The organism is Chitinophaga sp. sic0106 (assembly GCF_019219075.1).
In the GTDB taxonomy this organism is placed as follows: Bacteria; Bacteroidota; Bacteroidia; order Chitinophagales; family Chitinophagaceae; genus Chitinophaga.
The window spans coordinates 17,067-31,498 of record NZ_JAHUWJ010000004.1; the positions used below are offsets into that span (position 1 = coordinate 17,067).

Annotated in this window: 3 protein-coding genes; 1 reads left to right on the plus strand and 2 read right to left on the minus strand. The window is 47.3% G+C overall.

The genetic code is table 11. The annotated features are described in order from the left end of the window. The first annotated feature begins 70 nt into the window (after window positions 1–70). The gene (locus KW844_RS07285; RefSeq protein WP_218376060.1) at window positions 71–3,949 is read left to right on the plus strand and encodes a glycosyltransferase; all 3,879 of its coding nucleotides are present in this window, start codon (window positions 71–73) and stop codon (window positions 3,947–3,949) included. On the opposite strand, the gene KW844_RS07290 is transcribed toward KW844_RS07285, so the two are convergent. Both KW844_RS07290 and KW844_RS07295 read right to left on the minus strand, forming a co-directional pair. Next, window positions 3,899–13,555, minus strand: coding sequence for a hypothetical protein (locus KW844_RS07290; protein WP_218376061.1), 9,657 nt, complete (start codon window positions 13,553–13,555; stop codon window positions 3,899–3,901). The genes KW844_RS07285 and KW844_RS07290 overlap by 51 nt on opposite strands. Window positions 13,556–13,563: 8 nt before the next feature. Continuing rightward, a complete protein-coding gene (locus KW844_RS07295; RefSeq protein WP_218376062.1) occupies window positions 13,564–14,424 on the minus strand; it encodes a hypothetical protein in 861 nt (286 codons plus the stop codon). Window positions 14,425–14,432: the final 8 nt, after the last annotated feature.

Here is a 14,432-nt window from a genome sequence, read left to right on the forward strand (position 1 = left end):
AAATATTTTTTGTATAAAATTTAATTCTTTGCGTGCCTTTGTGGCTTTGCGAGAAAAAACCTGTTGTGACATGCCCACTATTTCGCTCTGCATGATTGTTAAGGATGAGCAAGAGGTGCTACATCGTTGTCTCTCCTCCATAGCAGCCTTAGTTGATGAGATCATTATTGTAGACACGGGTTCGGTAGATGATACGGTGGCCATCGCCGGCAGCTTTACGGACAAGATATATCATTTAACCTGGCAGCATGATTTTGCGGCTGCCAGAAATTTCTCTTTTAGTAAGGCGACTGCCGATTATATCCTTTGGCTGGATGCAGACGATGTAATAGAACCCGCATCACTGCATGCATTGATGGAACTCAAGCCCGGCCTCTCCGCTGATGTTTATCTGTTAGGCTACGATTATAGTCAGGACGAATATGGCAATAGCACCTGTACACTTACCAGGGAACGTATCGTCAGAAACAATGGCATCTTCCGGTGGAAATATCCTGTGCATGAGGTGATCGATAACATACACGCACATTTTGTGCAGCAGGTGGAAATAACGGTAAAGCATGTACGAACCGTGATGGGGGTAGCAGCAGATCAAGGGCGTAACCTTCGCATATTGGAACATGCCATGCAACAATCTCAATATTTCAGCGACTGTAGAATATGGTTTTATTACGGGCGCGAACTACAGGATCATCAACAATTTGAGCAGGCTATTAAGGTGTTTGGCCGATGTCTGTTGTTTGAAGAACAATGGCACGAAGAGCGCATGATCACCTTATTCCGGCTGGCGCAATGTCATTGGCAGCTGAGGGCTGTTGACGAGGCTCATTTAGGATTATCCACCCGCTACGCACAGCAAGCAATTGCTTTTGATAGCCGGTGGGCAGAACCCTACTTTATGCTTGGAGAAATTGCTTACCACCAAAATAATTATGAAGCCGCTGCCAGCTGGTTTAAACAGTGTCTCCGGGAAATTCCACCCGTGCTGAATGCTGTCAGTCGCGCGTTATATGAAGTGATGCCTGCATTGTACCTGGTATTTTGTTATGATCGCCTGCAGGATTATCACCAGGCCTGGTATTACAATGAGATAGCGCTTGGCTACAAAAAAGATGATAAAGGACTGTTGTTTAATCGTGCATCTATTGGTAAACAGCTATCAGCGAAAACACCGGTAGTATGGTACGGAAAGAATATCTCACCTATGTTTCCTGCATACCGAATCCGGGCTTTGCGGATGCATCATACATTGCAATGGATGGGGGTAGGGAATGATATGACAGACGATGCGGGTGAATTATATATGTACGAGGTGGTCATCTTTTTTAAATATTTTACGGAAGAGGAATTTGAGGTGATGTCCCGGATGAAGGCGTTGGGCAAAAAGGTGGTCCTGGATGTTTCGGAAAACCTGCTGCCACACGCCAATGAGCGGCCCTGGTATTTGCCTATGGTGATGCTGGCTGATACGGTGATCTGCTGTTCCGCCGTGCTGGCCGATCTGCTACGGCCATATAACGCCGTTGTTGTGGTAATAGAAGACGCCACGGAACCTGTTACGCATCGCAGTGAGCTGCGTATTGATAAACCAATGCGTGCCGGGTGGATAGGGATGCCTGAAAATGCAGTGCATGTAGAAGCGCTGCGACCATTGCTCCTCGCTAACGGCTGTGAGCTGATAGCCATCCATAATGGCCCCGGACACGACCGCTACTGGACGATAGAAAGCTGGCAGTATCATCTCGCCGGGTGTGACTTTGTCATCGCCCCACAGGACATCAGCCGGCAGCCTGCCAAGTCGAATAACAAAGTTACCACGGCCATGGCCATGGGGCTTCCTGTCATCGCCTCCCCACTGGATGCCTATGCATCAGTCATAGTACATAATTATAATGGTTTCCTGGCAAGTTCTCCGGAAGAGTGGAGAGAAGCGGTTTTAAAGCTGCAATCAGCCGCGTTAAGGGCTTCTTTTCGTGATGCAGGCTATCGGGCAGCCATGCGGTTTCGTCAGGAAAATATCGCCTTAAAATGGTGGAGGGTATTGCTAGATAATTATAACGATACGGCCGTGGATATCATCATCCCGACCATAAACGATACATCGCATTTGCATCATTGCATAGCCAGTGTTATCGCCTGTACACAGGTGCCATATCATATCATTGTTGTTAACAGTGGCTCGCATGAGCTGCAACTAGATCCGGATATACGTGTGATAAAAACGGACGCGCTCAACTATGCGGCAGCCCTGAACATCGGCATCGCCGCATCGAAGTCGCCCTACATCTGCATGATGAACGATGATGTCATCGTATCCGATGGCTGGTTGCCCCCTTTAATCGCGGATATACGTCAGGGTGCTGGTTGCAGCAATCCATTGTCTAACTGCGACAAAGGCTGGCTACATGACTATGATCTCCGTTGCGAAGGTATTTCCCTGGGGCCCGCTACCAACGTGCTCCATGATGGCCTTATCTGTGAGCGGGAAAATATAAGCCGCGGCATTGACCCTTCAGCAATCTGGAACTGGCAACCCGGTATCAAACAACGGATATTCCAGCGGGAATGGGTGCCTTTCTTTTGTACACTTACCAGCAGAGAAGTGATCAATAAAACTGGTGTCCTGGATGATGCTTTTCATAATGGTTGTGAGGATGTAGATTACTGCACACGTGTACAGAAGCAAGGCTATCACTGCGTAGTAAATGAACATAGTTTCGTATTTCATTTCGGCGGTACCAGCACAGCTGCATTAGCAGAAGCCAATCCCGAACGGAACAAGGCAACACAGCACTATTTAAAGGAAAAATATCAATTACCCCTCTTATGTATACACGCCGGCTATGCTTTTGAGAGCTGGAACGCGGCAACCATCCGACATACTGGTATGGGTGGTTCTGAAACTGCCGTGGCGGCCATGGCAGAGGAGTTTAAAGCCAGAGGTTACAGGGTAGTGGTTTGCTGTGAATGCGAAGGCAATGAAGGGATGGTAGATGGTGTGAAATACCTGCCACTGGAGGGTTTTCGTGATTTTATTGATCGCCATTATATCGATGTGATGGTTATTTCCCGCGTTGCCGCCACGCTGAATTTTCCCATCAGAGCTGGCAAAACCTATTTCTGGCTCCATGATATCTATGCGGTAGCCAGCGCAGAAGAGCATGTATTGATCACCCAAAATGCAGCGCAACTGGATGGCATATTCTGTTTGAGTCCCTGGCACATGCAGTTTGCGGCCAACTTCTATCAGTTGCCAGCGGATAAATTTATCCTTACCGGTAATGGTATAGATCTGGAAAGATTTACATCTGTAGTAGAAAAAAAAACCAACCGATTTATCTATTCATCCAGCCCGGACAGATCACTGGATGTTGTGCTGCGGCTATTTCCGAAGGTCCGCCACCTGATTCCGGATGCCACCCTACACATCTACTATGGTTTCGAAAACTGGGAACGCAATGCATATCTGCATAATGATTTGGCAGCAAAGGAAAAGATCAGCGAAATAAAACAACTGATGCAGCAGGAGGGCGTGTATTATCATGGACGCGTAGATCAACGCCGCCTGGCAAAAGCGTTTCAGGAGAGTGATGTTTGGTTATATCCCACTACTTTTACTGAAACCTACTGCATCACTGCGTTGGAAGCCCAGGCAGCGCGCACATTATGTGTTTGTACAAATCTGGCAGGGCTCAAAAGCACTGTCGGGGATCGTGGCATTCTGCTGGATGTTTTACCAGATGATCCTGCTTTTGAAACAGTCCTGCTAACGGAGATCATGGCCATACAACAGGATACCTCACGGAAAAATTGTTTGCTCGATCATGGTCAGCAATGGGCCAGCCAGCAGTCATGGTGGCACATTGCTGAGCAGTGGCAGCAATTATTTGAAGGCCGTTCAGCTGAAGTCGATTATGTTGGTAGGCAGATAAACGCCCTCCAGTGTTAATACCGGGTGATGCATATCCCCACTATTGGCAGCAAATAGCGTAATGATAAATGCCAGCTTTCCTGAACCTGCGACGCCTACCACAGACTGTTGCGTAAACCAATGCAGAATGGCTTCCGCGAAAGGCGCGGTAAGGGTTCCGATGGTATTGCCGGTAACAGGATGTGGTATGGTAAGTACGACAGGGAGTGTAGGACCTAATTGCACTGCTGCTGTATTGTTTTGTAACTTGTACGCATATCCCGCCTGTAGCTGTAAAGTAACTTTCCGTTCCGGATCGGCTGCAAATAATGCAGTAAAGAAGTTCTGTAAAATAACAGGCAGCTTCAGTTTGCCGCTGCTGAAATCGGAGTAGTCGGCCATATTGATGGCCACGTCATTCAGCAGATTTGGATAGCATATACTTGCAAAACGTATATACGGCGTAATATATCTGAAGTCGGTATTGGCAGGTTGTCCTGCTAGTTCTTCATTGCGGTGTACGGCTACGCCTGCCCATCCGTTTTCATCTACAAGCACATTATTCCCCCTGATGATAATTTCCCGTTCACTGAATTTTTTGCGTTCACTAAATAGCAATGGTGCTGGAGAAGAGGTGGTTGGCTCCTCAAAGGAGTAAGTCTGCTTGTTATTCACCAGTTCTCTTTTGATAGTGTTAAAGCCAGGTATAGCGATAAGCGGCATCGTTATCAGCCCGGGTGCCTGATCCACGGCGGATATGGTGATCAACAGATTGCCTGTCTTATCTTCTGCGGCTTCACTGATGGTAAAGTTCAGGATCTTAGTATTGGCGGCAATTGCCTTTGCCTTGGTCGGGAACCATAATGGCCACGCATTTGAGATCTGTTGAACAATCCAGGCAAATGACTGCAAAGCTACAATACTGTTGGCGTCGCCTTTGGCAATATCATCCATCATGGCTTCGTGGCAGGTGTTGAACTGCACCAGTGCCTCGAACAAATCAAGTGGGTCGGCCGTGAAACCATCGCGTTGCGACTGATCGGCTGTGTTGAGCAGGATGTTCAGATAGATGAGGTCCTGCCGTGCGATGATATAATTGTAGGAGAACTTGTAATCCCAGAGGAGCGCACTTTCCAGGTCGGCACCATCGCCGTCATCGGGTGGTGTTGGTGTGGCGTTTTGTGTTACCAATGCAGGTGCAGTAGGATAGGCCTTGAGCGGAACCGGAATATCTGCATGGATCAGCGGTGTATTGTCTTTACCTTCCAATACGATTGGAATGGCAAAGGTGAGCCAGGAAGAAGGGATGTATCCATTAATTGGTGTACCGAAATTATGTTCCAGCCCCGTAATCTGTAGATTCAGCCCTCCCTTGAACTGATCGGTGAGGTCTATATCCTGCCCGGCGCCAGGTGCTTCCTGCCTTACAGAAAACAGAGAGTTGAGGTCTTGCTTTCCTTTGGTGAGGGATACTTTTACCGGTGTAAAGCTATATGCATGGTTGGGGGCCACTTCATCGGCGAACACCAGTTGTCCGTACAGGCTGGCAGTAGAAGTGGCGAAGCCCTGACTAACGGTAACGGCTGTTTGTACAACCGCATCTGTTTTATACATATTGTCCATTAGCACCAGCATCTGCTGCTCCATGGCGTTTTGCGCGCTGCCAATACGATCGAGGTCTACACCCTGTAATATATTGGTGAGCTGTGTATTAGCAACGGTGTGGGATATACTGCGTTTGGCCTTTTCTAACGATTCAAATGGGGCAGGGAAGTGATTGCAGGTACCCGATTGCGCTACCTGCCATGCCTGGGTGCTATTCTGCGCGGAGAGGAAGTTATCCATGGAGGCGATAAACGTTCGTGCCAGCAGTTCTATATCCACGCCGGAATAGGCCTTGCCCTCTGCTGGTGCTGTACCGAGATACTGTCCACTGGTGTAAGTGCGTACAGGAACGGGTCTGGTGTGGGTATCATCCGGTCTTGATATCAGGGAGGTCGACAATGGCCTGATGCCAAAGCTGGAGAAGGTATTGTTGACGCTAAAGCTGATACCTGCCGCTGTATCCGTTGCAAAGCGTGCCAGCCATATCTCTTTGTCGATATCTTCTTTGTGGCCCGCACCTGCTGCCACTTTCATTACGGGAAGTGCTAATTCAAGTGCTGCCGCAAATTTTGACAGCGCTGTTTGTGAGGCAGTATTACCATGGTACAGATCGGGTGGTATCGTAGTAGTAGCTGTGGAGATGGCCGTTTCTGCCACAAACTGCGGATCGATGAACTTTGTTCGGGAGATCGTCATGGTTACGCTCAGCTGGAATATTAGGTTGGCGTTGAGTTGCTTGGTGTCAATACCATACAGTAATACCGCAGTTATGGGTTCATCGGTAACGATAGGAGTTATACCTTTTAGGAAGGTGATAATCTCTGCTACATAAGTTTGTAGTTTTTGTAACGCAGGGGTACCTGGCGTTTCTAATGCGCCGATGGTACAGGCGATGGTGGCGGTAACTCCTTCCTGGGTGAGCTGCCAGTATATCTCCTGATAACGTTTCAGGTCCTGCCGAGCGAGCGTTACCGGATCGGTAGCGTTCTTGTATCGGGAAGAATCGAAATGTAAAGTGATGGTCAGCGTTGGTTTACCAGAAACGGCATCCTGGCTGATATCATAAATTCGGGATACATTAATCCATTGATCGATTCCCACAACCGGGTCAGTGTAGCCAGGTGTTACGGATTGTGTAATACCACTGTCGCCTTCGGCTGTTAAGGTATTGCCGAATACGTCGAGGAAGTTGAAATACACGTCGGCCGTTTTTCCATTGGCACCATAAGGATCGGTTGATGGGTTGCTGCCGTTATCAACGAAAGGATAAACAGGCAGTACGGCACTGTAATTCCATACCTGATCCTGCTTTGGTGTAGGTAGCCTGGTGATGGAAACCTGTGGATTGTCGCTGGTGTCTAGTGGCCCGGCGGGCAATGCGTAATGGGAAGTCTTATACACGCCTGGTTTGGCGGTTATGGAGTATTCCATTAGCTGAAACAGTTCACTGATCTGTTGGTTGGCACTGCCAGCCATTGTTGCCGAAAGCATTGTTTGCGGATTGGTCCTGCTGCCTTTGAACATGCTCGTTCCTGGCAGTATAGTAGCCTGTATTTGCTGCAATACCGGGTTGAAGTTCTGTTGCTGTTGGGCTGACAGTGTAATGGTTGCCAGCAGTGTATCCGTATCCGTTAGCGGCTGCTGCATCACGGCACTATTGGCATACGGAGGCAGCAGATATCCGCCGGAGGCGTTATCTATGGGCACATGATAGGTAACAAGTATCCTGATGCTACCTATGCCATCTTCATCAAAAATAAACCCTGGCAGGCCACTTCCGGTGCTGGTGGCATAATGTAGGTAATACCCACCGGAGCGCACAATGGAGCATTCCCATAGATAGGTCAGGAAGGTCATGGCCTCCATGCCTAGAAGGTTGGGATTACCGGATGCTGTTGCGTTGGCGCTTGAGCCGGGATTGGAAATCGTAGAGAAATTTGTTTGTAGTAAGAAGGTCTTATAATTTTTTATGCCGATAGATATAAGTCCGTTGACTTGCTTGCCCTCATTGGGTTTGGTGGTATTGTCGGCATAGAGCACGTCCAGCGAAGTGATGACCTGACTACTGGTAATTAATTGCTGTAGCAGCTGTCCGTCGGCCTCACTACAACCCTCCACCACGTACACCTTATCGACGTAACTGCCAGGCGTAGCAGCATCCGGCACCCGGCGAATACTAACGGTAACGAATGAACTCCAGCTCATTACCGGCGTGTTGGAGGCTACTGTTTGAGTAAATGCTGTTGTGGCCGACTGTACTTGCAACTGATAGGGGATGTTATCATAACTGTTCAGGTATTGCTGTAGCTGCGCAGGGAAGGTGCGTATAAACGTTTCTCCGGCAGTAGTTTTAACTTCCTGGAGGTTAGGATCCTGCCATTTGAAGGTAGTGGAGATGGCAAAGGTTCTTGGTTGCAGTTTATATCTTTTTACTGCTCCCTGGTCATCCAATGTTATAGCCGGTACATAAGTGGCACTAAGCAGCTGATCGGCTGCATCCGACATTGCCTTGTTAAACGTGAAGGTAAGCTGGTCACTCAGCCCTAATTTCAGCCAGGCCGGATTGCCTTTGGTGACAAGCAACGCTACTTGTTGTCCTTCAATATTACCGACCAGGTTGAATTGCTGCCCACTGCCTTCGTATAATCCTATACGTTCGTCGCTACTAACGGTTTTGGGTATACGTAGTCCGCTCAGGAAGAATCGGCTTACTGTACCGCCGAGGTTCGATAGCTGATGGGATGCATCCTGCTGCAGCTCGTCCAGTATCTGCTGTACCTTTTTAGTGGCCACAAAAGCATGTATAAGGCGTGTGCCTTCGTTGAATATGCTTTCTTGTGTGATATTGATCGCAGCGAGGGAGGCTGTATCGGAATTAAACTTACCTGCCAGTGACTGTAGTGTATGCGTTTCCGTTACAGGAAGGCTATATGTGAACGATGGTATATACAGAATGCCTTGTTCGTTGGCCTGTAAACTGTTGCTGACCTGAAATTTTGCCGACAGCATTTCCACTGTTTCGCCATCTTTTAGCTGATAGCTAAAGCCTGGTATATGTATTTTTGCAGCTGCCCTCAGCGGTTGATGCCTGTTGTCGTGCGCCAATGAAGTGGGTGTAACGCCATAGGAATGGTATCTGTTGGCTACAGACTGAAGGCTGTCGTTTTTCCGGGTAGTGATGGCCATTTCCTTAAAACTATTGATAATATCCTGGAATGCCGATTTAGCCATCATCACAAAATAGTCTGTGAAAAGGAACTCCGCCATAGTGAGGCTTTGACTTTCCCTTATGAGTTTTTCTTGCTGTTGGTGCTGAAACTGCACTTGCATCTCCCTGAAATAATCGCGGATATGTTGCAGGTAATCCGGGCTGCAGGTATTGTAGTCAGAAAATTCGAGGGCAGGACCTTTGTTAACTTGCATAGCCAGCATAGGAATGATAGGGAAGTAGGCCACTTCCACTACGGTATCCTGCGAAATGTTTGCTGCACTGGCTTCCTGGGTAGTGATACTAACGCCTTTAAATGCTTTTGCAAGGAAATAATCATAGAGGTCAGTTGTTTTGAATGCATCAATCGCACCACTGGCTATTTCCGGTTGGTTGAAATATGCAGCAATGGCATTAAGGTCGTCAATGGTAACTTCTTGCTCCAGGATTTTCCCACCGCTAATACCTTTTCCGGCGAAATAGGCATTGAATACCCATGCCAGAAATGCCCTCGATAATATCGTAAAATTGCTACTGTCAGCCGAGTCAGTAAGGTGCTGTACGTAGAGCAGACTGGCAGCTACGGCCTGTTTTCTGCTGGTTGCATCCGCATCATATTTTAAGGAGAGTTGCGGGATAAATAATAAATTCAGTTGCTCCGTTGGATAATCCAGCGCTGCGGACCATATCATTTCTGGAATAGTAAAATTGACCGGGGCATCAAGTGGGGTGAAGTAAGCACTGTTGTCGGCTTGCGGTAAGGTACCCCATGGTGCCGATGGATCATTTTTGCCGATGGTAAAAGCGTCAGAAATGGTAGCTCTGAACGAGCAGCTGATGGAGATCTTAAAGAGCCCGAGGTTGATACGTACGGTAATGGAGGCAAATACTTCTGCAGAAAATGTAATGATTGTTTGCCGGTAGGCTTCCAATGTAAGCTGTGCCATGATACGCGCCACCACATCAAGAGAAGCACTGATGATCACGAAATCTATCTCCCCGTAAATACGCCCTACGAGTGCTGCCTGTGCCGACAGTTTGTAGTACAATACTTCGTTTTTTCCGGATGGTACCAGCTGATCCTGCGTAGGATTGAGCTCAAACCAGGCGAGGATACCTTCGAGGATCACTTGTATAGTCAGACTCAATTCAGCCTTTAATACTCCTTTGTCAACAGACTTGCCCAATCCTGCTCGTATACCGATGCCAAAGATGATCACCGGGTTGAACTGCCCCTTACTGGACTTGAGCATAGTGGCGGTTTCGCTGCTTAGCTTTCCGAAATAGAACCCGCCGGCACCAGTGAAGATGGAAAACTCCAGACCAAAAGAGCGGGAGAAATCGGCATTTTTAGGGAAACCCATATCAATGACGAAATCACCGTTCGTATATACAGACAGCGTCAGAGAAGGTAATGTTACGGCTACCACACCAAACTGTTGTTGTCTTACAAAGTCTGGCAACGTAAGGTTTATCTGGAAAACTCCAACGTTATCATTTATTTTTTTATAAAGAACTTCAAAAGAGAGATTTTTGAACTGCCCGTCTTTCACATCGATGCTAAGTCCATATAGCTCCGGATCGTAGAACACCGCGGCTATACGAATATATTTCACGAGGATAAACTGTACACCGAAAAGTACGCCATAGTTCTTATCGAACTTTAGTGATACAGGGAGCTTGTCGGTATTGCTTAGATCAAAAGCTTTGGACATATTGTCGATGGCTTGCACCACGGTTGCCGGAGTTGCTTTGCTTTTGATGGCTACCTGGTTGCCTATACCCAGGAACTCGAGTTTGAATTCGCTATCGCCAAAGCCAGGAACAGCAGGCGCTTTGGCTGGATCGCGCAGGTCCCAGTCAGGCTTGTCTTGTGGAGGCACTTTATCTATTGGCATTCCCAGGAAAGTACCTTTGGTAATAGCAAACATGACCGGCCCGTTTTGTCCGTTTTCTTCTGGCTGGTAGCTCAGGCTGATTTGTTCAATATTTACAAAACCGAGGTTGATATTGGTATCCCACAACAGGCTAACAGTTTTTTGTTGGGTGTCGTTGTTGAGGATATATTCGAGACTGAAATCATTGATGCCGATGTTGAGGATGAAATCCCATGGGGCGGGGATTACCACCACATCGCCGGTAGCGGCTTCGATCATGGCTGCAATGACATCACCTAAGGTCAGTTGTTTGGTAGGGTCGGTATTCTTCAGCGTGAAAGTAAATACTGTTGTGTTATTTACAGGCGTAACAGCTGCAATGGCCTCAATATTTTTGAAGGTAAGAATGTATTTATATTCACTGAACTTATTTCCTTTGTAGGTACCCACTGCTGAAAAGGATAAACCGCCAAAAGTAACGTCGCCGCTGATTTCGGTACCGTCATACGGACTCGTTGTATTGCGGGAGTCGCACATGATATTCATTTTCGCTTTGATCAGCAGGTTGCGGAGGTCGGGAGCACTGAGCTCTCCGGCGATAATGTATTGGAAGGTATTATAGGCGGTGTTGGTGTCGGTAGTACCTTTTTCTATCGCCACCAGTATTTTTGTAATAGAAAGTTTTGGTATAGATGTGCCGTCGATACCTGGAATATATTCTTCCAGGATCTCGTTGATGGTGATGGCGCCAACAGTGCTGTTATCATAGGTACCATTGAAATTCCAGCTGCTCTTGCTATACTGGGCTGTCAATGTAACGGTAGCCTCTTTTTTGGCGCTAACCAACGTGAAGTTGCCGCTGGCAGCGAGGTTGAGGTTGGTGTCATATTTCTGTACACTGAACCCGATGTTGTCCATGTTGATATTGAGCGAGCCGATGCTAAGGATGGTCCATGTTTCCACAGTAGCAATGGTCATCGCGATGGAGAATGATCCGGTGGCTGGTTCTATGGAAAGATCAAATTTTGTTACTGTAAGGCTTGGGAGCAGGTCTATTACTGATTGTGGCGTTTTCAGAGCCATAAGCAAGTCCTTAAGGATCAAGTCTTCCGTCAGGCTGCCATTGAATTTCCATGGAGAGGCAGAAGATGTTTTACTGGCGAGCATATAGAGTACCAGTTTACTTTTCGTTTCCGGATTTAGTATCCAGGTAACGGTGGTGCCTATATTTCCTGAAATATCTTTATCACTAACGGTTTTATTTTCTATAGCAAAAGAGATAAATAGATCAGATAACACGAAGTAGCCTGGTACAAGGTTCCAGGCTGGGGTACCTGGTGTGGATTTTACAGTAAGACCAAAGAACTGTAGTTTGGATGCCGCTCCGAATATCCAGACCAGCTTCAGGTTATAGATCGCAAAGTTGCCGATGCCCATCAGCCCTGATGGAGAGGCTGATTCCAGTACGCTAAGGCCCATAAAGCCGGATAAGGTACTAAGCGAAGGAATGGGTATCTTCTCGCTGGTTACCAGCAGCGACCAGTCTGTATCGGTGGGCGATTTGGACAGTTTGATGGGTATAGTTACCTGGCCGCCGGCAATCTGAATAATGCCGGATAGTTCACCTGTCATGGTTGCAGTAGTAACCGGGAAAGGCACGTCCAGCTGCATTTTGAAACCCTTGTCCAGGTAAATGGCTTGTTGTAGGCCTGGTAGTTGCCATGCTGCATTGGAATAGATAGCGAATGAAATATTTGTAAAGGAGAAGCCATTGTCGAATTTAAACCGGATGGTGAGGTAGTCGAGGATGATATCATTCAGTTTATCGTATACTCCCGGAGGCAGGAAGCTATTCATGCCGGGAATGAGTATAGCTAGTTTCCCTATGCCTAATGGCAAGGTATCGTTTTGCAGTGTAATCGTCCATTCTCCCTCGCCAATAGGGATGGGAATGTTGGCGCTGGCTTTTACTTCTTCTTCCGGATTGCCATAATTTAAAGCGGCGGTGCCTTGGAGGTAGCCGGAGTAGGAGAGTGGTTTGTTTTCCGCTTCTCTTTGGCCATTTAAAACTAAGGTAATACCTTCTGCCAGTTTCAGTTTGTCCTGGATGATTACCCAGTCGGCAGTGGTTGTTACGAACAGCTGCGTTTCATAGAGTGTATTTGTTTTAGGGTTGAATCCGGCAGAGAAAGAACTGATCTCAATCTCTGATAGGCGATCGGTAAATCCTTGTGGGAGTATAGATGTAAGGTCAACACCAGTGAGTGCGTCAATAATACCCAGCCCGTTAACTAAAGAAGCTGGTCCTAGTGAAAAGCGCCATCCCAGGATACCAATAGGAAGTTGGATGGATACGGGGATATTGACATTTGCCGAATCACTTTTCAGTGTACCGGATACGTTCCAGTAAAATTGCTGCGATTCATTCTGGTAGGTGTTTACCAGCGTTAGCGCCGGACTGCCTACATACAGGCCGGTATAGCCTAGGAAGGTCCATTTATCACCCTGGCCTTTTAAGGTGAATGCGCTGGCGGCCGAATCAAATACAAAGGAAATACCACTGATACCTACCGGAGGGATGTAGTCTTCCGACGAGCCGCCAGGTACCACCCCTGATGAATAAAGGATTGCCAATGGCAGGTCAATATCCACATAAGGGTTCATTGTCATCGACAGCTTATTTGCCTCATCCATAACAAAAACTGCTGTGATCTTTATCTGTTGGGTAAATAGTGTAGCCGTAGCCGTTACCTGCAAAGTGTTGTCATTGGGGTTGGAAAACTCCAGGCCGGATAAAGTGATGGCTGTTTGGTTCAGTAACAATGGAAACAGGCTGACAATACTGTCGTCTTTGATGCTGGCAGCGCTGAAATTGTTATTGGCAGTTATGTCTTGCTCCAGCTCCTGGATACGAGGAAGAACGGCGCTGATTACCGGGGTGATGTCCTTTGTCATACGATCAGTTATTGTGCGCGGAAAAGCGCATCGTGGTCGTTATTTAAACCATAGAATTCATGAGTGTTACCGGCAAATGCTGTTCGGAGTAGTTCAAGGTCATTGGTTTGCTGGTAAAATACCGTCATCCAAACCGACCAGTTACCGGCCCACCAGGCTGTTAATGCGATCTGATTGACAAGAAGTTTCCTTAAAGCTGCAAAGTTTGGAATGGAGCCATCATTGGCCTGGTCCGCCTCCTTCAGGCGATTAATTGAATCCAGTGCGTCAAACCAGGTTTCCGTCCTTTTAAACATTCGGTTATCCAGCCTTTGCTGATGAACGGACAAGGGTACACGTAATTCACCTTTGGCCTCCTGGTAAAACTCAAGTTGCATGTTTAGCTGGAAATGGGTGATGGTGTTGAACGCCTTCTCATATAATACTTCGCCTGCATCTTTCGCCGCTACAACAAATACCAGTTCTTTCATCTCCTGAGAGATGATTTCACCTTCATTTTCTACTATATAATTTACTTTCCGCAGTTCATATTTCAGTGGACTATTAAACAGCGAAAAGCTCGGGTCTTTATCCGGCCATAACATGGCTGCTGCACTAAGATCATTCAGTTCCGGTATGCGTATGTGGGTGCGGCAATCATTACAGATCAACAGCAGTTCGTCCCATTGACGGAAGGTTACCTGCTCCGGCCATGCGGCGTGGAATTTCAGGTGTTCTACGTGGTAACCACTCAATGGCATTTCACAATAGGAGCAATAGTTGCCTAACGATTCAATTAGCGCGTGATGGACGGCATTGCTTTCCTTTTGGCCACCAATAGTGTCATCTGTGGAGATGTTTGCCGGAAGTGTTTTAATTATTGGTCTCATGATTCAAA

Excerpts from the sequence above, each read along its gene's own strand:
- KW844_RS07285 (WP_218376060.1), top strand. The coding sequence starts at position 71 with ATGCCCACTATTTCGCTCTGCATGATTGTTAAGGATGAGCAAGAGGTG.
- KW844_RS07290 (WP_218376061.1), bottom strand. The coding sequence starts at position 13,555 with ATGACAAAGGACATCACCCCGGTAATCAGCGCCGTTCTTCCTCGTATC.
- KW844_RS07295 (WP_218376062.1), bottom strand. The coding sequence starts at position 14,424 with ATGAGACCAATAATTAAAACACTTCCGGCAAACATCTCCACAGATGAC.